Below are 23,019 nucleotides of genomic sequence, written 5' to 3'. Positions count from 1 at the left end.
GATAATGGGATAATAGTGGGTGGAATTCAAATGAACGAAATTGGTCAAAAATTACGTGAAGCACGTATTGAAAAAGGTTATACATTAGATGATTTACAACAAATTACGAAAATTCAAAAACGCTATTTAAGTTCAATCGAAGAGGGCGATTTCGATGCGCTCCCTGGTACTTTTTATGTGCGTGCGTTTATTAAGCAATACGCACAAACGGTGGGTGTTGATAGTGAAGCCTTATTAGCTGAATATCAAGATAAGTTGCCTAACGCAAAACCAGAAGAATACGTTGAAAAATCAGTTGAAAATCAAACGCGATTAACACGCGAAACAACCGACTCTAAATGGTCAAAATGGCGGGGATTAGCACCACAAATCGCCGTTGTTGCTGTCGTGATTGTGATTGTTGGGATTGTCTATGGTATTACGTTAAGTAATCGTGGCAAGAATCGGGAAACATTAACTGAAACCAGTTCATCAGTGACGGTTTCAGGTGACCAATCAACAACTAAAAAAGCAAGCTCAGACGATAATCAACAAAAAGCACAAGAAAGCAAGGCCAAAGAAGCTTCTAAAGCAAGCGAACAATCTAAAAAAGAAGCTGACAAAAAAGCAAAAGAAACTAAGTTATCAGCTTCAATGACAAGTATGAGTGGTTCACAACAAGCCTTTACAATTAAAAACTTACCTAACAAAGCCAATACATTGACGTTCTCAGCTGAAAACACAACAGCTTGGGTGGGCTTAATTGTCAATGGGTCAACAATCTGGCAGGGTTCTGTTACACCAGGAACTGATCAAACAACGCAATTACCAGCTGGGGTAACACAATTCTCAGTTAAAACTGGGAACGGGCCTGCAACGAAGATGAAGATTAACGACACAGCTGTTAATTTAAATCCTAATAATGAAACAGTTCAGGTTCGAACAGTGAACTTTACAGCAACACTTGCAAAATAATAAAGAGATGTGAGAGGTCTATCCGATGAATTTACCAAATAAATTGACGATGTTTAGAATTATTTTAATTCCTATTTTTACAATCCTATTAGCGTTTAACGTACCGGCAGGTGAAGTACTCGTTGCTGGAACGGCTATTCCAGTCAGTGAATTGATTGCAACGGTGATCTTTATTGTCGCATCATTGACGGATTTGTTAGATGGAAAAATTGCACGTTCACAACATTTGGTGACTAACTTTGGCAAATTCGCTGATCCACTAGCGGATAAGTTATTGGTAATGACAGCCTTCATCTTCCTTGTTGAACTCGGTGCAGCACCTGCTTGGGTGGTTGCGATTATTATTTGGCGTGAATTAGCAGTGACTGGCCTCAGATTACTTTTGAACCAAGGTGGGGAAGTCATGGCTGCTGCCATGCCTGGTAAGATTAAGACGACAACTCAAATGTTGGCGATTATTTTATTATTCTTGCATAACGTGTTCTTTGCAAATATCGGCTTACCAATGGCTGATATCATGTTATACGTCTGCCTATTCTTCACGATTTATTCAGGCACAGAATACTTCATCAAAAATCGTGGTATCTTCAAGGATTCATTTTCTAAATAATCAACAAAACTGGTCGCTAAAGCGGGCCAGTTTTTTTATTGGCAAAATCCCCGCGAATTACGTATTATAGAATGACCGAATAAATATCAAGAACGTTTGTTCGATTTTAACTTGCTTTTGTTTAACGAAATCTGTAAACTAAGAGAGTAATGAAATGTACTCTTTTAAGGAGGGTCACTTAATTGGCTAAAGATGAAAGACAAGCAGCACTTGATGCTGCCCTAAAGAAGATTGAAAAGAATTTTGGTAAAGGTTCAATTATGCGAATGGGTGAAAAGGTTGATACACAAGTCTCAACAGTTTCATCTGGTTCATTGGCATTGGACGAAGCGCTCGGAGTAGGTGGTTATCCTCGCGGCCGGATCGTTGAAATTTACGGTCCTGAAAGTTCAGGTAAAACAACCGTTGCGTTACATGCTGTTGCAGAAGTGCAAAAGCAAGGTGGAACGGCTGCTTATATCGATGCTGAAAATGCGATGGATCCTAAGTATGCAACAGCACTTGGCGTTAATATTGATGACTTACTCTTGTCACAACCTGATACTGGTGAACAAGGCTTAGAAATTGCTGATGCCTTGGTATCAAGTGGGGCCGTTGATATTTTAGTTGTCGATTCAGTTGCCGCTTTGGTACCACGTGCTGAAATCGAAGGTGAAATGGGTGACGCCCACGTTGGCTTACAAGCGCGTTTGATGTCACAAGCCTTACGTAAATTATCAGGGACGATTAATAAGACGAAGACGATTGCGTTATTCATTAACCAAATTCGTGAAAAAGTCGGCGTGATGTTTGGTAACCCCGAAGTCACACCAGGTGGTCGTGCTTTGAAGTTCTACTCAACTGTTCGGCTTGAAGTGCGTCGTGCTGAAACCATCAAAAATGGGACAGATATGATTGGGAACCGGGCCCGAATCAAAGTCGTTAAGAATAAGGTTGCGCCACCATTTAAGGTCGCTGAAGTTGATATCATGTACGGTCAAGGGATTTCCAGAACCGGTGAATTGGTTGATATGGCGGTCGAAAAAGACATTATCAATAAGAGTGGTTCTTGGTACTCTTATGGCTCAGAACGAATTGGCCAAGGGCGAGAAAATGCTAAGAACTATTTGGCTGATCACGAAGATGTCGAAGATGAAGTTCGTTTGAAGGTCAGAGCAGCTTATGGTATTTCAGATGTACCTGAAGAAGATCTCCCAACAACTGAAGATGAACAAATAAATATTTTACCAGATGATTCAACAGAAGAATAAAGCATGACCAACAGGAGCCAGGCCAAAACTTAGTTTTGTACTGGCTCCTGTTTTAGGTATATCCGAATAATCAAGACCAATGCCTGACAAATCAAGACTTATAGGGTCTACTACCGAATGGGATTGCTGAGAAGCCAGCCCATATTCGCGATTCAACAGTAGGGTGATTAATTATATCTAAGAACTTAATGCAAGAAGAGACGGATTAACCGAATAAACGGATAGCAATCGCTCCGGTAAACGGTTGCAATGCTGATACTTTAAGTTGACAGGCGGTTTACTAAACTATAAAATAACTATGTGTTGAAAAATTAAACATAATAACATCTTTAAAAATTTGCAATGTGATTGCAATTTAAAATTTTTGATGATGCGGAGGTGAAAAAATGAACTTAGATTTGCTATTAATCCTTACCGCAGTCATCATGTTAATCGTCGGTTTTGCCGTTGGTGCAATTTTGCAAAAGAAGGCCCACGAACGTGAAATTGATGGTGCAAATAAGACTGCTAAGGGAATAATCGAATTAGCTGAAAAAGAAGCGGCAACGCGTAAAAAAGAAATTCTTTTGGAAGCAAAGGATGAAAATCATCAATATCGCTCTGAAATTGAAAATGAATTGAAGGATCGACGTGGTGAAGTTCAAAAACAAGAGAATCGCTTAATACAGCGTGAAGAAACGATGGATCGGAAAGATGCGACGCTCGATAAAAAAGAACGGACACTGGAAGAACACGAAAGTCGTTTGGCTGAGCAAGCGCAACAATTAAAGGAAAAGCAAGCAGAAGTCGAAACGTTAGTTGAACAACAACGGACGAAGTTACAAGAGATTGCTGAACTTTCTCATGATGATGCGCAAAAGATCATTTTGGACGAAACAAAACGGAACTTGGATCACGAACGTGCTGTTTTAATTAAGGAAAGCGAAGAATCTGCTAAGGAACATGCTGATCGGACAGCTAAAACATTAGTTGCTGAAGCAATTCAACGTAGTGCAGCAGATATGGTTGCCGAAACAACAGTGACTGTTGTGACGCTTCCTAATGACGATATGAAGGGCCGAATTATCGGTCGCGAAGGTCGGAATATTCGAACACTTGAAACGTTAACTGGGATCGACTTAATCATCGATGATACACCAGAAGCAGTTGTTCTAAGTGGTTTCGATCCAATTAGACGTGAAATCGCACGGATGACCTTAGAGAAGTTAATTCAAGATGGTCGGATTCATCCGGCTCGCATTGAAGAAATGGTCGATAAATCACGTAAGGAAATGGATGAACAAATTCGCCAAATCGGTGAACAAGCCATTTTTGATGTCTGGATTCATACCATGCATCCAGACCTCATTAAGATTCTAGGTCGTTTACACTTCAGAACAAGTTATGGTCAAAACGTCTTGAATCACTCAATTGAGGTTGCTAAATTAACGGGGATTTTAGCTGCTGAATTAGGCGAAGATGTCACACTCGCCAAACGTGCTGGCTTATTACATGATATCGGTAAAGCACTGGATCATGAAGTTGATGGCTCACACGTTGAAATTGGTGTTGAACTTGCAACGCGTTATAAGGAACCGGCAACGGTCATTAACGCAATTGGCTCACATCATGGCGATATTGAAGCAACATCAATCATTTCAGTCTTAGTAGCTGCATCTGATGCAATTTCAGCTGCTCGTCCAGGGGCGCGTTCTGAATCACTTGAAAACTATATTCATCGTCTTGAGAAACTTGAAAGTATTACGAATAGTTTCAAAGGTGTTGATCATAGTTTTGCAATCCAAGCCGGCCGAGAAGTCCGCGTGATTGTTAAACCAGAACAAGTCACAGATGATCAAGCAACTGTCTTAGCACGTGATGTTAAAAACCAGATTGAAGATCAACTCGAATATCCTGGGCACATTAAGGTCACAGTTATCCGAGAAACAAGAACAGTTGAATATGCTAAGTAATTTTTAGTGAGTATATTCTTGGGGGTGGGCAATTAAATTTGTCGCACCCTCTTTTTTTGAATTTCATTAAGAAATCAAGTCCTAGTTGTGTTTATGAGCTGGGATTTGTATAATAAAGTGAATGTTAGAGAAAGTAGGCGAATCAAATGATGCCCATGTTTAGAATCATCGTTGGGTTGTTTGCGACCATGCTCGTTTCGGCCGCAATTACACCGCTCGTTAGACGCTTAGCTTTTGTCTTAGGCGCGGTTGATAAACCCAATGCTCGCCGAGTGAATAAGAAAGCAATGCCCTCAATGGGTGGTTTGGCGATTTTTATTGCCTTTAATGTAGGCACTTTTATTCTATTGCGCGGACAGTTTCCGACGCACGAACTATTTAGCATCTTTTTAGCAGAATGTATTATCATCATCACCGGGATGATTGATGATATCAAAGAATTAAGCCCTAAAGAAAAAATGTTAGGGATTTTAATCGCTGCCTTAGTGATTTACTTCTTAGCGGGTGTGCGGATGAATATCCTAACAATTCCGCTTGTTGGGACTTTCAAATTAGGATGGTTAAGTTTTCCAATTACAATTTTTTGGATCTTAGCGATTACCAATGCGGTGAACTTAATTGATGGCTTAGACGGTTTAGCGACCGGGGTCTCAATCATCGCGCTATTCACGATGGGTGTAATTGCCTATTTCTTCCTATCGATTACCAATGTGAGTGTTTCAATTATGATTTTCTGCTTAGGGGCTGCGTTAATCGGCTTCTTGCCGCATAATTTCCATCCCGCCAAGATTTTCTTAGGGGATACGGGGGCCTTGTTTATAGGTTTCATGATTGCGGTCCTATCCTTGAAGGGGTTGAAAAACGTAACCTTCATTACATTATTGATTCCAGTTATTATTTTAGGGGTCCCAATTACGGATACGGTTTACGCAATGTTACGGCGGATCTTAAACCGCAAACCAATTTCACAAGCGGATAAACATCATTTACATCACCGCTTGATGCAATTAGGATTATCACACCGGCAAACGGTATTGGTTATTTACGGTTTAGCGTTGGTTTTCTCACTCATTTCGTTACTATACCCATTATCAACATTGTGGGGGAGCTTAGCCTTAACAATCGCGGTCTTGATTGGCCTAGAATTGTTTGTTGAATCAATTGGGTTAGTTGGCGAGAATCACCAACCACTATTACACTTACTAAAACGATTATTAAAACCTAAAGACGAAGAAAAGGATTAGCCACTGGCTAATCCTTTTTTTGATGGTTATTTTTGATAACGCAAGTCGTGAATCGCTTGCGCGCTGATGGGGACTTCGTTAAATTGTTGTTGTCCAAGCCCTAAGGTGAGCTGACCATTGAGCAATTCCGTCATTTGGGCCTCAAAGGCAGGGACTTCTTCGGTGGGGAGCCAGACCGTTAGTTGGATATTGGTTGTGTATTGAATATCCTGAGCAATCAAATCCAGTTGTGCTAAGCGATTTTGAAGGGAGTCAAACTGTGCATAATCAATGGTTAAATGACAGGCAGTTTGTTCGATTCCTTGAACGATACCGAGATGCTCGAGAGCAGCGGAAGTCGCGTGGCTATAAGCACGAATTAAACCGCCAGTGCCTAGCTTAGTTCCACCAAAATACCGAGTAACGACAACACAGAGGTTTGTAAGTTGCATTTGACGCAAGACTTCAAGAATTGGCACACCTGCAGTGCCGCTAGGTTCACCATCATCGCTTTGCTTTTGAATATTAGCAGGTTGTCCCAGTTGATAGGCGAAACAATTATGATTAGCTTTCGTATGTGTTTTACGAACTTGGTCGATGAAGTCTTGGGCAGCGGCTTCATCGCTAACCCGAGCGATTTGACAAATAAAACGGGACTTTTTAATTTCAAGTTCAAACTGCCCGTCTGCTTGAACGGTTAAATAACTTTCCATGGAGGTCACCTCAAAAAAATAAATTCCGATTGCGTATGTTAGTTCTAAAGGAGCAAATCAAATGGGACAACAAGTAATTGCCTGTGGTCGCCAGTTTACGGCGGCCCAGTTAGCCGATACGCAAAATAATAACTATAGTTTACCACAGATTAAGCGGCGACCTGCGTTTTTACGGGTCAAGCATCGCCTAGTCTGCCAACGTTGTCAGCAAGTGGTGCCGCCGCAAACCTGCTTACCAGATGGGCGCCATTATTGCGCGCAATGTTTGTTATTTGGTCGTTTGGTAGAGGGCGATTGGTTATACACGGTACCGGAGTGTCATTTATTCGAAAATAACATACCAAAGTTGACGTGGGAGGGGCAATTAACACCGCATCAGGAACAAGCTGCCCAAGCGGTGGTTGAGGTGGTTCAAACACAAAAACGGCACGTATTAACGGCCGTGACCGGCGCAGGGAAGACCGAGATGCTTTTTCAAGGAATTTTAGTTGCGCTTCAAAAGGGTCAGCGGGTATGTCTGGCAGCGCCTAGAGTCGCCGTTTGCTTGGAACTTTATCCGCGCCTGCAAGCTGCCTTTGCAACGGCTAGTATCATGTTGATGCACGGTGAGCAAACTGAGCCCTATCGCTATACGCAGTTAGTGATTTGCACGACGCATCAGTTGCTGAAGTTTTATCACGCCTTTGACACTGTGATTGTCGATGAAGTCGATGCTTTTCCTTTTGTTGATAATCCCGTTTTAGTCACGGCAGTTGAACAAGCCTGCAAGCCCCAATGTGCTTTATTATATTTAACGGCGACTCCGACCCCCGCTATTAAACGGGCAATTGCTGCTAAACAAATGACGGTTAGCGAATTACCGCTCCGCTTTCATGGTCATCTATTACCAGAACCACATAGGCACGTCGCTTTTAATTGGCGGGCCCAATTAAAAAAAGGTCGGTTACCTAAACGACTTGAGCGGGATTGCCAGACTTGTTTAAAAACACAACAGATTTTGTTATTCGTGCCGCAAGTGCGGTTATTGCAACCAGTTGCCAATCGGTTATCAACCTTATTGCCGGCGGTCAGGATTGAAACATTGCATGCTAACGATCCGGATCAGATCAAAAAGATTACGGCGTTTAGAGCACAACAAATTCAGCTAATGGTGACGACCACCATTTTAGAACGGGGCGTTACGTTTAAAAACGTTGCAGTTTTGGTCTTAGGCGCGGAACACATGGTGTTTAACGAAGCCGTTTTGGTCCAGATTGCCGGGCGAGCGGGACGGCATAAAGATTACGCCCAAAATCCGGTTCATTTTTATTATCAAGACTATACGCGGGCGATCAAAGGCGCTTGTCGGCAAATTAAGGCCCAAAATCAGAGGGGACGGCGATTACAATCAACTGTTTAATGTGCCACAATTTAATTATCGAAAAGCCAAGTATCAAGCAACTTTTGCAATTAAAACCACTACTTAATCCGCATATCTGCCAAGTCTGTTTACAGCAGTTTGAACGCATTAGTGGTCATCGGTGTTCGGACTGTAGTCGACCGCTGCTAACGGGTATTTTGTGCCCTGATTGTCAGCAGTGGCGACAACGTTATCCTCAGCAGCATCTTAAAACTCAGGCGCTGTTTACTTATAACCGAGCGATGCAGTTATATTTTCAACGTTATAAGGGCCAAGGAGACTATCAATTACGGCTATTATTCGAACGCGACATTCGAACTCGGTTTCCAGTAAAATCCAATGTAACTTACGTGCCTATTCCATCTGATGAGCAACATCAACAAGAACGGGGCTTTAATCCAGTCCAAGGCTTATTCGAAACTTGTTTTCCGTTAACATCGTTATTGAAAAAGCGGCCGACAGAGAAGGGTCAAGCACAAAAAAATCGTGCAGAACGTCTTGCAAGTCCGCAATTTTTTGAATTGGTACCGCAAAAATTACCGCATAAGCCGCAATCGATAATAATCTTGGATGATATTTATACGACGGGCCGAACGGTGTGGCATGCACAACAATGTCTGCGTGCTAATTATCCCCAAGCTACAATTAATGCGATTACTTTAGCCAGATAGTAATCGTTTTATTTGTCTATTGGCCGCAATTTATATATAATGAACTTAGTAACAAAGCCCCAATAATCTATCAATTATTGGGTGACAAATAACCAATGGGGTTATTTGTGAAAGGGGAGAAATCATATGCTAAGTTTTAATGTCCGTGGAGAAAATATTGAAGTCACAGAAGCAATTCGGAGTTATGTTGAGAAGAAAATCAGCAAACTCGAAAAATATTTTGATGAATCAGCTACAGCAACTGCACACGTTAACTTGAAAGTCTATCCTGATAAAACAGCGAAGGTCGAAGTGACTATTCCGCTCCCTTACTTGGTTCTTAGAGCCGAAGAAACATCACCAGACATGTACGGTAGTGTTGATCTGGTAACTGATAAACTAGAACGTCAAATTCGTAAATATAAAACAAAAATTAATCGTAAATCACGTGAACGTGGTATCAAGGGTGTTGAATTAGTGGTTTCTTCTGAAGAAACTTTACCAGAAGAACCAATGCAAGTTGTTAGAACTAAACGTGTTTCATTAAAACCAATGGATAGCGAAGAAGCCATCTTACAAATGAACATGTTAGGTCATGAATTCTTTATCTTTGAAGATTCAGAAACAAATGGCACAAGCATTGTTTACAAACGCCAAGATGGTCGTTATGGTTTGATCGAAACAGATGAATAAAAAATTTTAAATAAACATCGTGAAGGGCTCGAGACAAACAAAATAGTGTTTGTTTCGAGCCCTTTATTTATTTTCAGAATAAGACTATAGGTAATAGGGTTAATTTTATGCCTAATCGCATGTATTTGTTTAAGCATCAGGTTTTAATTGACTGTAATAAATGTTAGAATAAGATGTTAGTGGTCCAGTAATTCTAAAATTTAATTAAAATCATAGTGATCAGAATTTTCAGAGGAGAATTATAATACATGGCAAATTTTCTAAAATCATGGGTAGAAAGCGATAAACGTGAAGTTGGACGAATGGGCAAAATTGCCGATAAAGTACAATCTTATGAAGATGAATACAGTAATTTATCTGACGAAGCGTTACAAGCTAAGACACCTGAATTTAAAACAAGATTAGCAAATGGCGAAACATTAGACGATATTTTACCTGAAGCATTCGCGGTCGCTCGAGAAGGCGCTAAACGTGTGCTTGGTTTATTCCCATTCCGGGTTCAAATTATTGGTGGGATTACATTACACGAAGGTAATATCGCTGAAATGAAAACTGGTGAAGGTAAAACGTTAACCGCCACAATGCCCGTTTATTTGAACGCGCTTGCGGGTCAAGGGGTTCATGTTGTTACCGTCAATGAATACCTTTCAAGTCGTGATGCGACTGAAATGGGTGAATTGTATAACTGGTTAGGGCTTTCAGTTGGTTTGAACCTAAACGCGAAGACCCCTGAAGAAAAACGCGATGCTTACAACTCTGATATTACGTACTCAACTAATAGTGAACTTGGCTTTGATTACTTACGTGATAACATGGTTGTTTACAAAGAAGAAATGGTACAACGTCCATTGAACTTTGCAATTGTCGATGAAGTGGATTCAATCTTAATTGATGAAGCCCGGACACCTTTGATTATTTCTGGACAAGCAGAAAAATCAACGGCACTTTATATCCGTGCGGACCGCTTTGTGAAAACCTTAAAAGAAGATGCAGATTATAAAATCGATTGGCCTACAAAAACAATTAGTTTAACAGAAGCCGGTATTGGCAAAGCTGAAGCTAATTTTGGTCTAGATAACTTATATGACATTGAAAATACAGCTTTGACGCATCATTTGGATGAATCATTGCGTGCTAATTTCATCATGTTGAAGGATATCGATTATGTGGTTCAAGATGGTGAAGTCTTGATCGTTGATCAATTCACTGGACGTGTGATGGATGGTCGTCGTTATTCAGATGGCTTACATCAAGCGATTGAAGCCAAAGAAGGCGTTGAAATCCAAGATGAAACCAAAACAATGGCCAACATTACGTATCAAAATTATTTCAGAATGTATAACAAACTTTCAGGGATGACTGGGACGGCTAAAACCGAAGAAGAAGAATTCCGTGAAATTTACAATATGGAAGTTATCTCAATTCCAACTAACCGCCCAATCGCACGTAACGATAAATCAGATGTGTTATACCCAACGCTTGAAAGTAAATTCCACGCCGTTGTGAAGGACATCAAATCACGTTACGAAAAAGGCCAACCAACATTAGTTGGGACGGTTGCGGTTGAATCATCAGAATTACTATCACGTTTATTAGACGAAAATAATGTGCCACATGCTGTCTTGAATGCGAAAAACCATTTCAAAGAAGCTGAAATCATCATGAATGCTGGCCAACGGGGCGCTGTTACAATCGCTACTAATATGGCTGGTCGTGGGACTGATATTAAATTAGGACCTGGTGTCACAGATTTAGGCGGTTTAGCTGTTATCGGTACTGAACGTCATGAATCACGACGGATTGATAACCAACTTCGAGGCCGTGCTGGTCGTCAAGGTGATCCTGGTGAAACACAATTCTATATGTCATTGGAAGACGACTTGATGAAACGTTTTGGTTCAGAACGAATCAAAGCATTCCTAGATCGGATGAAGATTTCAGACGACGATGCTGTCATCCAAAGTAAGATGATTACGCGCCAAGTTGAAGCCGCACAAAAACGGGTTGAAGGGAATAACTATGATACACGTAAACAAACCCTTCAATACGATGATGTCATGCGTGAACAACGTGAAGTCATTTATAAACAACGGATGCAAGTCATTATGGCAGAAGACAACTTAAAAGAAGTGATTATGCCAATGATTTCAAGAACGGTTAAACGAATCGTTCAATTGCACACACAAGGTGATACAGCAGATTGGAACCTTGAAGCAATTCATGATTTTGCAACGACTTCAATGGTTAGTGAAGAACAATTAACACTTGAGAAGTTACAAGGCAAGTCAGCTGAAGAAATCGAAGCATTATTGATGACTTTTGCAGAAAAGAATTATGCAACAAAACAAAAACAATTATCTGATGAAAATCAAATGCTTGAATTTGAAAAAGTTGTTATTCTCCGTGTTGTTGATGAACGTTGGACAGACCACATCGACGCAATGGATCAACTTAGAAATTCAATCGGATTACGGGGCTACGGTCAAATGAATCCATTGGTTGAATATCAAGAAGAAGGCTACAGAATGTTTGAAGAAATGATTAGTGATATCGATTACGATACAACTCGACTCTTCATGAAGGCGGAAATTCGTCAAAATATTCGACGCTAATTAACGAATGGCTGAGGCAATTGACTTAGCCATTTTTTAATGGCATGAAATCAAAAAGAGGTTAATCAAATGGAATTAAGTGAAGCAAGACATTTATTAAACGAAATTGAGAGTAAAATAACGCAGTTCAGGGGGTCTCTTTGACTTAGAAGGCCTTCAAGAAAGCATCGCACAAAATGAAGCACAGATGGGCGATCCTGATTTTTGGAATGACCAACAATCAGCGCAACAATTAATTGATCAAAATAATGTGTTAAAGGAAAAGTATGATTCTTTTAACCAATTACAGGCGCAGTTTGAGGAATTGAGTGTCACTTTAGAGTTATTACAAGAAGAACCTGATGACGAGCTACAGGCGAGCTTTGAAGCCGACTTAGAGCAGATTCAAAGTCAGATGCGCCAATATGAATTGGGGCAATTATTATCAGGTGAATACGACAGCAATAACGCAATTGTCGAATTACATCCTGGTGCTGGCGGAACAGAATCTCAAGACTGGGGTGCGATGTTATTACGGATGTATCTACGTTGGGCAGATGCGCACGGTTTTACCGTAGAAACAGAGGACTATCAAGCCGGTGAAGAAGCCGGCATTAAGAGTGTCACTTTGATGATCAAGGGCCATAATGCCTACGGATTATTGCGCTCTGAAAAAGGGGTCCATCGCTTAGTTCGTATTTCACCATTTGATTCAGCCGGTCGGCGCCATACATCATTTTGTTCGGTCGATGTGATGCCTGAATTAGACGGATCAATTGATATCGAAGTGCGCACAGAAGACTTGCGGGTTGACGTTTTCCGTTCCAGTGGGGCTGGTGGCCAACATATCAATAAAACCTCTTCAGCCGTCCGCTTAACCCATTTACCAACGGGGATTGTCGTCAGTTCGCAAGCACAACGATCACAGTTGCAAAATAGAGAAACTGCGATGAACATGTTGAAAGCCAAGTTATATCAAAAAGAACAAGAAGAACAGGCCAAAAAAGCAGCCGCTATCAAGGGTGAACAACTCGAAATTGGCTGGGGTTCACAAATTAGATCGTATGTTTTCCACCCCTATACGATGGTTAAAGATCACCGGACTAATTACGAAACAGGTAACGGTCAAGCCGTCATGGACGGTGATTTAGATCCCTTTATGTATGCGTACTTACAATGGCAATTGAGCCAAAAAAATCCGAATTAAGCTTGGCAGAGGGATTCGTTAGAGTTTACTAATTTTGATGCCGAATAAGTAAGACGGCATGCTATAATAAGATACGACTAGTGTTTTTTGTAGATTACATGATGAACAATTAAAAAGGAGTGTTACCTCAGTGATTCGAATGACGAATGTGTCCAAAGAATATCCAAATGGTGTCACAGCAATCAAGAATTTATCCGTAACGATTGATGCTGGCGAATTTGCCTATATTGTTGGGCCAAGTGGTGCTGGTAAATCAACATTTATTAAGATGTTATATCATCAATTAAAGGCCACCAGTGGTGAAATTGAAGTGGCTGGTTTTGATTTAGTGAACATGAAAGATCGGGAAGTCCCTTATTTACGCCGTAAAGTCGGTGTGGTTTTCCAAGATTTCAAATTATTGCCACGGTTGACAGTTTTTGAAAATGTCGCTTACGCAATGGAAGTCATTGAAGCTGAACCCGAAGTCATCCAAAAACGAGTACTTGAAGTGCTTGAATTAGTGGGTCTAAAAGCCAAAAATGATCGCTTCCCTAACGAATTATCTGGTGGGGAACAACAACGAGTTGCTGTTGCACGGGCAATTGTCAACTATCCAGAAGTCTTAATTGCTGATGAACCAACTGGGAACTTAGATCCAGAAACGTCAGAAGGCATTATGGATATTTTAGAAGCCATCAACAATAAAGAAACAATTGTTTTAATGGCGACTCATAACAGACAAATGGTTAACGAACGGACGCATCGTGTCTTAGCGATTGAAGATGGTCGTTTAGTCCGGGATGAAAAAGAAGGTGAGTATGGCTATGAAGATTAGAACGTTGAAGCGCCATTTAAATGATAGTTTTAAGAGTTTAAAGCGTAATGGCTGGATGTCAGTCGCTGCTGTTAGTGCTGTTACAGTCACATTACTATTGGTCGGCGTTGTTTTTGCGATGATTTTTAATTTTAATAAAATTTCAAATGATATCGAAAATGACGTGCACGTCCGGGTAATGGTTGAACGTGGTACGACCAAGGACCAGAAAAACCAGTTAGAAAAGAAACTTAAAAAAATGGCGTCCGTCAAAAAAGTCACTTATTCAAGTCGGAAAAAAGAATTGAATAAGGTGGTTGGTAGTTACGGCCAATCATTCAAGATGTTTACCGGCGACGATAATCCACTTTATGATGTTTATATGGTCAGCACAACGAATCCCAATAAAACGATTGGGGTCGCTAAAAAGGCTAAGAAATTAGCGCACGTTTACGACGCTACTTATGGTGGTAATAATGCTAAGAAACTCTTTAGCGTGATGAAGAATATCCGCAAATGGGGCTTAGGTTTTGCAGCGTTACTCTTATTCGTAGCTGTCTTCTTAATCTCAAATACGATTCGGATTACGATTTTATCACGGCGTGACGAAATCGGGATTATGCGTTTAGTTGGGGCAACTAATGCCTATATTCGCTGGCCATTCCTCTTTGAAGGGGCTTGGACCGGATTGTTGGGGGTAATTGTTCCGGTTATCGTGATCGATTTTGGTTATGTTTGGGTTTATAATCATATGGCCCTCAACATGGCTTCTGCCGGTTACTCACTCTTACGACCAGGCATGTTCTTATTCCAACTCGATTTAACAATGGCTATTTTAGGGATTGTTATCGGGGCCTTGGGATCAGTCGTTTCAATGCGTCGTTTCTTAAAAATCTAACAAGTAATCATACTGATTTACAAAAAGGAATCTCAGCTTTTTAGCTGGGGTTCCTTTTTTAGCGTTTTTAAGGGCTAGGCAGTTAACGGGGCAAAATGCTATACTTATGGGGAAAGTTCGGCGGTCTGTTCGACAGATGCGATTGGCATCGTTTTCAGGTTGGCGGGATTGAATAGGTTGGAGGGTTTATTTAATGGAGATGTTCGTTAATATGTTGCTTACCTTTTTCACGACACCATTGTTATGGGTGGCGATTGTGTTTGCTTTTTGGTTAGCGCTACATCGTATCAAACATGAACGACAGACGTTTAGAATTGCCGTTAATCCTAAGTGGCCAGAGTTGAAACTATTTTGGTGGCACGGGTTATTAGCGGGTTTAGCGCTCAGTTGTTGTACCTTGTTGTTAGGCGTCACAATTAATTTAAATTGGTGGTTAGTCTACCAAATTGTCGCGGTAGTAGCCTTATTTTTGATGCCAATTGGTTTTGCGGGTAACGTCTTAATACTATTAAGTGCTTTATTGTATTTAATCAGTGCAATGATTTGGCCACAATATCAAATTCTAGCGGGTAACAGTTTGCTAGCAGAACTGTTAATTGTAGCAGGCTTAATTACAATCCTAACTGGCTTTTTACAAAAGTGGGATGCCACTAAGGTGGTGACACCACACGTCATCACTAGCAGTCGGGGGCGGATGACAGCGATGTTTACGAGCCGTCAAATCTACTTAGCACCCGTTTTCTTTTTAGTACCAGGCACTAATCAGTTACCTGATTGGGGCTTTTGGCCAGTCCTACATATTGGTCAGCAATCATTTAACATCGTCATCTTACCGTTGATTCTCGGCTTTTCAGTTAAAGCGATTAAAGAATTGATGTCAGCGTTAGTGACGCGTGATTTGCGAACGCAAATCACGTTTGGTGGTGTGATTGTGGTTGCCGGTATCGTTAGCTTTATATTCCCAAGCATCATATTAAGCACATTAAGTGTTGCGTTGATTATCTGTTTTATCTTACAATGGCGATTGAGACGACAAAGCCGGGCAAATAAGCAACATTTTACAAAACCGTATGCGGGTATTCGTATTTTGGGGGTTCTCGAACAAACACCAGCTGCTAAAATGGGGTTAGAAGCTGGGGACGTGATTGTGGAATGTAATGGTCAAGCAATTTCAAACAATGAAAATTTCTATCAAGCGATTCAAAGCCATTCGACTTATTGTCATTTGAAAGTTCAAGATCTTCAGGGTGAATATCGCATTACGGAAAGTGCAGTTTTTGCCGATGCACCCCACGAATTAGGTGTTATTTTATTTCCAGAGAATTAATTAGAGAAGGATGACATTGATGAAAACGATTCTAGTGGTAGACGATGAACCAGTAATCTTGACACTGTTGAGATATAATCTGGAGCAAGAACATTTCAAGGTAATGACGGCAACGGATGGCGCCCAAGCGCTAACGATGGCCTTACAGCAAAAATTTGATTTTATCATTTTGGATTTGATGTTACCCAAACTAGATGGGATTGCGGTAACGAAAAAGATTCGGGAAGCTAAATTAAAAACGCCAATTATGATTTTAACGGCTAAGGACAACGAAACGGATAAGATTGTTGGGCTTGAAGTTGGGGCCGACGATTACGTGACAAAACCTTTTAGTCCCCGCGAAATCATCGCTCGAATTCGAGCCATTGAACGCCGGACCACTCAACCTATTGAACAACCCGTTGAACAGGCGTCTGAAACGATTGTGGTCGGTGATTTAAGTGTGGACGAAACCGAAGTAATCGCAAAAAAAGGCGATCATAAGTTGCACCTAACGCCGAAAGAATTCGAATTATTAGTGTATTTTATGCATCGACTCAATAAGGTGCAAAGTCGTGAAAAATTATTAAATGCCGTTTGGGGCTTCGATTATCCAGCCGAAACCCGGATGGTGGACATTCAAGTGAGTCATTTGCGTGAAAAGATTGAAGATGATCCGCGCCACCCTGTTTATCTGAAAACAGTTCGTGGTTTTGGTTATCAATTGGAGGATCCCGCACATGACCAAGCATGATCAAGTGAGATTTTATAAGCTAGCCACTATTTTAGTGGCTATTTACATAGCCTTTATTTTGCTTATTAATTTAGTCATTTATCGCCAGCAAAGTGCGACACTCAAAGAACGGCGTGCCGATTACGCCTTAATTGTGAAAGACGCCGACTTTAAGCGTCAAAAATGGCTACAACAAAATAAATTACAAGTTGTAACTTCACAGTCGCCACAGCACACCAAGTTGGAACGGTCAGTGGCCGATGTTTTAAATCGTGATCATACTACGCGCAATTTTAGTGTTAGGCAAAAGATTGATGGCCGTTGGTATTTAGTTGCGGTTCATCAATCGAGTCAGCCAACGTTTGTCTTATTGATGCCACAACAACGCTTCTGGCATACCTGGCCGGAAATCGCCCTGACAGTGACTGTTTTGTATCTATTGTTTAGTCTGATTGTTCTCTGGCAATTTAAACGGCAACGCAGCCATTTTTACGAGCACTTGAAGATTTTGGTGGCCAATATTCATCATATTCGCTACGAAGAAACGCCAGAACCAATTATTTTCCAAAAGGACGCGTCATTATACGTCCTCGCACACGAAGTGAACCAATTAAACAAGGATATGCGTCACATGCGTCAAAAGATTGCCATCCAACAAGGCAGCTTTGATCGGTTGATTGATCATTTACCGGTCGGAGTAATGGTGATTAATGAAAACCGCCAAGTTGTTTTGCATAACGAGGCGATGGGGCAGTTATTAGAAACCGCAATCGAGCCTCAGAAGCACCCGTATATCGATGATATTAAGACTTATGAATTAACGCGGATGATTGAACATACTTTCCGTTATCGGCGCAGTCACCATCAAGAGATTCAACTCATTCAGAATCGGGAACGATTTGTCGATGCCAATGTGGTTCAGTTAAATACCGTGAAGTCTAAATTTCAGGCGTTAGTGATCTTGTATGATTTAACTGATATTCGCCGAGTGGAACAGATGCAGCTCGACTTTGTTAGCAACGTCAGTCATGAATTGAAGACGCCAGTGACGGCAATTACGGGCTTTGCTGAAACGCTGTTGGCAGGGGCCAAGGATGATCCGGAAACTTTACAGCAGTTCTTGAAGATTATTTACGAAGAAAGCACGCGCCTGACAGCCTTGATTCAGGATATTTTGGCGTTATCACACTTGGACCGTCAAGATCAAACGCAAGCGCAAGATATTGGGTTAAAAGCGATGGTGACAGCTAATTTAGAGTTGATGCAACAAAAGATTCAACAAAAAGAAATTCACGTTTCCGTCAATATACCAGAGACGCTGACGTTTAAGACGCAAAAAATGAAGTTAAACCAAGTCTTGAAGAATTTGATTGCCAACGGTATTACCTATAATAAACAAGCGGGGTCTCTTGTGATTGCGGCTCAAGTCGATCATCAACAATTGATAATCCGAGTTGTTGATTCAGGATTAGGTATTCCAAGTGATTTACAAGAACGGATTTTTGAACGGTTCTATCGCGTTGATCAGGCTCGGGCGACACATAAGAGTGGGACTGGGTTAGGCTTAGCGATTGCCAAGGAAATTACCGAAAGTATTGGTGGGCAATTGACGGTTGAAAGCCAATTAGGGGTCGGTAGTCAGTTTATTTTAACCTTCCCCTTAACGTGATTTACAAAATATTTACATTCAATAGTGTTAGATTTTACAATTCTTTTCTATAATTAATCAAAGGGTTTAAATGGAATTCGTGGAGGATTAGCATGCGTAAACGTAGTGTTATTGGCTTATTAGTCACATTCGTTGTATTACTATTAACTGGTTGTCAATCTAAACAAAATGGGCAATCAGTCACGGCAGTTGGGTCATCGGCCTTACAGCCATTGATTGAAGCGTTAGCCGAACAATACAGTGCCCAACATTCAGGTCAGTTTATTAACGTTCAAGGTGGCGGTTCTGGGACTGGTTTAAGCCAGATTCAAGAAGGCGCCGTTCAAATGGGTAATTCTGATTTATTCGCAGAAGAAAAAGCTGGCATTAAAGCGGGCAAATTAGTCGATCATAAAGTGGCGGTTGTTGGTATTACACCAGTCATTAATAAAAAAATTGGCGTTAAGAATTTATCGCTGACGCAGTTAGCTAAAATCTTTAGCGGCGAAATTACGAACTGGCAGCAAGTTGGTGGTCCTGATCAAGAAGTAGTCTTGGTTAACCGAGCACAAGGTAGCGGTACTCGTTCAACCTTTGAACAATGGGTGATGGGTAATCGCAAGACAAAGCCAGCGCAAGAACAAGATTCAACTGGGATGGTCCGTTCAATCGTGGCCAATACACCCGGGGCGATTAGTTATCTAGCCTTTTCTTATGTGGATAACACGGTTGCAACGCTTAAACTGGATGGTGTTGCACCAGATGATCAAAACGTTATGAATAACACTTGGCCAATCTGGTCATACGAACATGTTTATACTAAAGGCCAACCAACGGGATTAACCAAGGAATTCTTGGCCTATGTTTTATCGGATAAGATTCAAAACAAACAAGTTAGCAAAATGGGTTACATCCCAGTCGCACAAATGCAAGTTGAACGGTCGTTAGACGGCACAATTACGAAGGTTAAGTAGGTGGCAAAAATGGATCCAATTAAGGCAAGTTTACTGAAAAAATCACGGGCGGCGAAAACCGAAAGCCGTGGAAAATTAATCAGTTTATTGTGTATCAGTTTAATCGTTTTTATCGTTCTGGCTATTTTTTACTTTGTGGCTTCTAAAGGACTCGCAACCTTCTTTAAGGATAAGGTCAGCCTATGGCGCTTTTTAACGCAAAGCGATTGGAATCCAAGTCTTAAGGATAGTCATGGTCGGCCAGAAGTTGGGGCGCTCCCAATGATTATGGGCTCGTTTGGCGTGACGTTCTTGGCAGCCTTATTGGCAACACCATTTGCCATTGGCGCCGGGATTTTCATGACAGAAATTTCACCTAAACGGGGGGAAAAGATTTTACAACCCGTTATGGAATTACTGGTTGGGATTCCATCTGTTGTTTATGGTTTTATCGGGTTATCAGTAGTTGTCCCAACAATGCGCCATATCTTTGGCGGCAGTGGTTTTGGGATTTTAGCCGGAACCTGTGTGTTGTTCATCATGATTTTACCAACGGTGACTTCAATGACCGTCGACGCTTTGAAGAGTGTGCCACGGCACTATCGGGAAGCATCATTGGCACTAGGGGCAACGCGTTGGCAAACAACTTGGAAGGTTGTTTTAAAAGCAGCGACACCAGGGATTTTAACCGGGGTTGTCTTCGGGATGGCACGGGCGTTTGGTGAAGCACTTGCCGTTCAAATGGTGATCGGGAATGCGGCCTTAATGCCACATAACTTGATTTCACCAGCCTCAACATTAACCAGTGTCTTGACAATGGGAATTGGGAACACCGTTATGGGCTCACTTGCCAATAACGCCTTATGGTCATTGGCACTGCTCTTATTATTAATGTCACTATTATTTAACTTATTAGTTCGTTTAATTGGTCGGAAGGGAGCAATGGGTCGCTAATGGATGCAAAAAAATGGGATAAAGTTGCAACCGGCGTTTTAACACTAATCGCTGGCTTAATTGTTTTATTATTGGCAAGTTTACTAGGTTATATCTTAATTCGTGGGTTACCGCATGTGACTTGGCAATTCTTGACGAACCCAGCGTCAACCTTTACAAAAGGTGGCGGGATTGGCGTTCAGCTCTTTAATTCATTCTACCTATTGGTAATTGCGATGGTGATTTCCGTACCACTTTCAATTGGTGCTGGGATTTACCTCGCTGAATACGCGCCTAAAAACTGGGTGACAAATGTCGTTCGGACGGCAATTGAAGTTTTAAGCTCTTTACCATCAGTCGTGGTTGGTTTGTTTGGTTTCTTAGTCTTCGTTATTCAATTTAAATTAGGCTTTTCAATTTTAGCTGGGGCCTTGGCCTTAACCGTCTTTAACTTACCATTGTTAACACGGAACGTTGAAGATGCTTTGAAATCAATTCACTTTACCCAACGTGAAGCGGGCCTTGCGCTTGGTTTATCACGTTATGAAACAGTTAAACACGTCATTATTCCTGAAGCGTTACCCAATATTATTACTGGGATGATTTTAGGAGCCGGCCGGATTTTCGGTGAAGCCGCTGCTTTAATTTACACAGCAGGTCAAAGTGCGCCTTCATTAGATTTCACGAACTGGAATCCAACGTATATCGCAAGTCCTTTGAATCCAATGCGTCCAGCTGAAACATTGGCTGTGCATATTTGGAAGATTAATTCTGAAGGCATTATGCCGGATGCGACAGCTGTTTCAGCTGGTGCATCGGCCGTCTTGATTATCGCTGTCCTATTATTCAACTGGTTAGCACGGGTAATCGGCAAGCGCGTTTACCGCAAAATGACAGCAGCATAGGAGAAGTTTATGGCAGATTATGATTTAACAAAAACACATATCAAAAAATTAGCAGAACCTAAACATGAAATTGCGTTGTCAACTGAAGACTTAAACGTCTACTATGGTGACAAACGCGCGATGCACGATGCGTCATTACAATTTGAACGTTATCGGATTACGGCGTTAATTGGGGCTTCTGGCTCAGGTAAATCAACGTATCTCCGGAGTTTAAACCGGATGAACGATAATATCGCTAATACGCGTGTGACCGGGAAGATTATGTATCGGGATGTTGATATCAATAGTGATGAAGTTGACGTTTATAAGATGCGCGAACATATTGGGATGGTTTTCCAACGCCCTAATCCGTTTGCTAAATCTATTTACGACAACATTACATTTGCATTGAAACAACATGGTCAAAAGGATAAAAAGTACCTTGATGAAATCGTCGAAACAACGCTGAAACAAGCTGCACTTTGGGATCAAGTCAAAGATTCATTGAATAAGAGTGCTTTGGCCTTATCGGGCGGGCAACAACAACGGCTTTGTATCGCACGCGCAATCGCGATGAAACCTGATATTCTCTTGATGGATGAACCGGCTTCGGCTTTGGATCCCATCTCAACAAACACCGTTGAAGAAACATTAATTCGCTTGAAAGAACAATATACAATTGTCATTGTGACGCACAATATGCAACAAGCAGCGCGGATTAGTGATTACACAGCCTTTTTCCATTCAGGGCACGCGCTTGAATTTGATGAAACCCGGAAGATGTTTACCCGGCCTAAGATTAAAGCGGCAGAAGATTATGTGTCTGGTCATTTCGGCTAGCATACAAGGAGGTTTGCCAGTTGGCGAATAAAATTATTGAATCCTCAGATGTTCATTTGTTCTATGGTAAAAATGAGGCCTTAAAAGGCATTAATATGGATTTTGCAGAAAATGAAATTACGGCGTTAATCGGGCCTTCTGGTTGTGGTAAGTCAACGTATCTGCGGTGTTTAAATCGGATGAACGATTTGATTGATTCCGCAACGGTGACGGGCAAGTTTTTGCTTAATGGTCAGGATATTTATGCCCCTGAGATGGATACCGTTAAATTACGGAAGGAAGTTGGGATGGTTTTCCAACAACCTAATCCATTCCCATTTTCAATTTACGATAATGTTGTCTATGGTTTACGTTTATCAGGCGTGAAGGATCACCGCGTTTTGGATGAAGCAGTTGAAACCAGTTTGAAACAAGCTGCCGTTTGGGATGACGTGAAAGATAAGCTCCACGAAAGTGCTTTGTCACTTTCAGGTGGGCAACAACAACGGGTCTGCATCGCCCGGGTACTTGCTGTTAAGCCTAAAGTCATCTTAATGGACGAACCAACATCCGCACTGGACCCAATTTCGAGTACAAAAATCGAAAATATGTTGCTAGAATTGCGCCAACAGTATACCATTATAATGGTGACGCATAATATGCATCAGGCTTCTCGTATTTCGGATAAGACAGCATTCTTTCTACAAGGTGAATTAATTGAATATGCACCAACGAAGAAAATCTTCTTAAACCCAACCGAAAAAGAAACGGAAGATTATATCAGTGGCCGTTTTGGCTAAGAAAGAA

21 protein-coding genes are annotated in these 23,019 nt (G+C 41.3%); 20 read left to right on the top strand and 1 reads right to left on the bottom strand.

What is annotated here, in order from left to right; translation table 11 throughout:
* Positions 1-30: 30 nt before the first annotated feature.
* From LEUCM_RS09655 to LEUCM_RS09635, 5 genes are all read left to right on the top strand, one after another.
* Positions 31-954, top strand: coding sequence for a helix-turn-helix domain-containing protein (locus tag LEUCM_RS09655; RefSeq protein ID WP_011374194.1), 924 nt, complete (start codon positions 31-33; stop codon positions 952-954).
* Between the two features lie 25 nt (positions 955-979).
* Entirely contained in the window at positions 980-1,564 is a 585-nt protein-coding gene (gene pgsA / locus LEUCM_RS09650) for a CDP-diacylglycerol--glycerol-3-phosphate 3-phosphatidyltransferase (RefSeq protein WP_056936478.1), read from the top strand.
* A 182-nt stretch (positions 1,565-1,746) separates the two neighbouring features.
* Positions 1,747-2,814, top strand: coding sequence for a recombinase RecA (recA, locus tag LEUCM_RS09645; RefSeq protein ID WP_011374196.1), 1,068 nt, complete (start codon positions 1,747-1,749; stop codon positions 2,812-2,814).
* Positions 2,815-3,200: 386 nt separating this feature from the next.
* On the top strand, positions 3,201-4,766 hold the full coding sequence (gene rny, locus LEUCM_RS09640; RefSeq protein ID WP_025016331.1) for a ribonuclease Y: 1,566 nt from the start codon (positions 3,201-3,203) through the stop codon (positions 4,764-4,766).
* Between the two features lie 155 nt (positions 4,767-4,921).
* Positions 4,922-6,010, top strand: coding sequence for a glycosyltransferase family 4 protein (locus LEUCM_RS09635; RefSeq protein WP_025016330.1), 1,089 nt, complete (start codon positions 4,922-4,924; stop codon positions 6,008-6,010).
* A gap of 26 nt (positions 6,011-6,036) precedes the next feature.
* On the opposite strand, the gene LEUCM_RS09630 is transcribed toward LEUCM_RS09635, so the two are convergent.
* Complete coding sequence (locus LEUCM_RS09630; protein ID WP_025016329.1) at positions 6,037-6,702, bottom strand: YigZ family protein; 666 nt, start codon at positions 6,700-6,702, stop codon at positions 6,037-6,039.
* A 61-nt stretch (positions 6,703-6,763) separates the two neighbouring features.
* On the opposite strand from LEUCM_RS09630, the gene LEUCM_RS09625 reads away from it, so the two are divergent.
* The 15 genes from LEUCM_RS09625 to pstB (LEUCM_RS09555) all read left to right on the top strand — a co-directional run bounded on the left by LEUCM_RS09625 (position 6,764) and on the right by pstB (LEUCM_RS09555) (position 23,012).
* A complete protein-coding gene (locus LEUCM_RS09625) occupies positions 6,764-8,101 on the top strand; it encodes an ATP-dependent helicase ComFA (RefSeq protein WP_052039239.1) in 1,338 nt (445 codons plus the stop codon).
* 242 nt (positions 8,102-8,343) lie between these two features.
* Positions 8,344-8,772 (top strand): ComF family protein, encoded by a 429-nt coding sequence (locus tag LEUCM_RS09880; protein WP_151384770.1) that lies wholly within the window; start codon positions 8,344-8,346, stop codon positions 8,770-8,772.
* 126 nt (positions 8,773-8,898) lie between these two features.
* Positions 8,899-9,444 carry a ribosome hibernation-promoting factor, HPF/YfiA family gene (gene hpf, locus LEUCM_RS09615; RefSeq protein WP_011374202.1) on the top strand — a complete coding sequence of 182 codons (546 nt, stop codon included), beginning with the start codon at positions 8,899-8,901 and terminating at the stop codon, positions 9,442-9,444.
* 248 nt (positions 9,445-9,692) lie between these two features.
* Positions 9,693-12,056: a preprotein translocase subunit SecA gene (secA, locus tag LEUCM_RS09610; protein WP_011374203.1), complete on the top strand. Its 2,364-nt coding sequence runs from the start codon at positions 9,693-9,695 to the stop codon at positions 12,054-12,056.
* A gap of 69 nt (positions 12,057-12,125) precedes the next feature.
* Positions 12,126-13,242, top strand: a protein-coding gene (gene prfB, locus LEUCM_RS09605; RefSeq protein ID WP_099049013.1) for a peptide chain release factor 2 whose coding sequence is annotated in 2 segments (ribosomal slippage) — positions 12,126-12,197 and positions 12,199-13,242 — 1,116 coding nt in all. Because the reading frame shifts where the segments join, the coding sequence is not laid out codon by codon here.
* Between the two features lie 130 nt (positions 13,243-13,372).
* A complete protein-coding gene (gene ftsE, locus LEUCM_RS09600; RefSeq protein WP_025016327.1) occupies positions 13,373-14,059 on the top strand; it encodes a cell division ATP-binding protein FtsE in 687 nt (228 codons plus the stop codon).
* Positions 14,049-14,936, top strand: coding sequence for a permease-like cell division protein FtsX (ftsX, locus tag LEUCM_RS09595; RefSeq protein ID WP_025016326.1), 888 nt, complete (start codon positions 14,049-14,051; stop codon positions 14,934-14,936). Before ftsE ends, ftsX begins: the two co-directional genes overlap by 11 nt.
* A 193-nt stretch (positions 14,937-15,129) precedes the next feature.
* Positions 15,130-16,263 carry a PDZ domain-containing protein gene (locus LEUCM_RS09590; protein WP_016264728.1) on the top strand — a complete coding sequence of 378 codons (1,134 nt, stop codon included), beginning with the start codon at positions 15,130-15,132 and terminating at the stop codon, positions 16,261-16,263.
* A gap of 19 nt (positions 16,264-16,282) precedes the next feature.
* On the top strand, positions 16,283-16,996 hold the full coding sequence (locus LEUCM_RS09585) for a response regulator transcription factor (protein ID WP_025016325.1): 714 nt from the start codon (positions 16,283-16,285) through the stop codon (positions 16,994-16,996).
* Entirely contained in the window at positions 16,983-18,644 is a 1,662-nt protein-coding gene (pnpS, locus tag LEUCM_RS09580) for a two-component system histidine kinase PnpS (protein WP_025016324.1), read from the top strand. The genes LEUCM_RS09585 and pnpS overlap by 14 nt, the downstream gene beginning before the upstream one ends.
* A gap of 92 nt (positions 18,645-18,736) precedes the next feature.
* Entirely contained in the window at positions 18,737-19,597 is an 861-nt protein-coding gene (locus LEUCM_RS09575; protein WP_011374210.1) for a phosphate ABC transporter substrate-binding protein PstS family protein, read from the top strand.
* A 9-nt stretch (positions 19,598-19,606) separates the two neighbouring features.
* Entirely contained in the window at positions 19,607-20,530 is a 924-nt protein-coding gene (pstC, locus tag LEUCM_RS09570; RefSeq protein ID WP_011374211.1) for a phosphate ABC transporter permease subunit PstC, read from the top strand.
* The gene (pstA, locus tag LEUCM_RS09565; RefSeq protein WP_016264731.1) at positions 20,530-21,414 is read left to right on the top strand and encodes a phosphate ABC transporter permease PstA; all 885 of its coding nucleotides are present in this window, start codon (positions 20,530-20,532) and stop codon (positions 21,412-21,414) included. Before pstC ends, pstA begins: the two co-directional genes overlap by 1 nt.
* A 9-nt stretch (positions 21,415-21,423) precedes the next feature.
* Positions 21,424-22,233 (top strand): phosphate ABC transporter ATP-binding protein PstB, encoded by an 810-nt coding sequence (pstB, locus tag LEUCM_RS09560; protein WP_011374213.1) that lies wholly within the window; start codon positions 21,424-21,426, stop codon positions 22,231-22,233.
* Positions 22,234-22,253: 20 nt separating this feature from the next.
* Positions 22,254-23,012: a phosphate ABC transporter ATP-binding protein PstB gene (gene pstB / locus LEUCM_RS09555; protein ID WP_011374214.1), complete on the top strand. Its 759-nt coding sequence runs from the start codon at positions 22,254-22,256 to the stop codon at positions 23,010-23,012.
* Positions 23,013-23,019 lie beyond the last annotated feature (7 nt).

The organism is Latilactobacillus sakei subsp. sakei DSM 20017 = JCM 1157 (assembly GCF_002370355.1).
Classification (GTDB): Bacteria; Bacillota; Bacilli; order Lactobacillales; family Lactobacillaceae; genus Latilactobacillus; species Latilactobacillus sakei.
The sequence above is the reverse complement of the archived record's forward strand: the minus strand, read 5'-3'. Positions and strand labels throughout refer to the sequence as shown.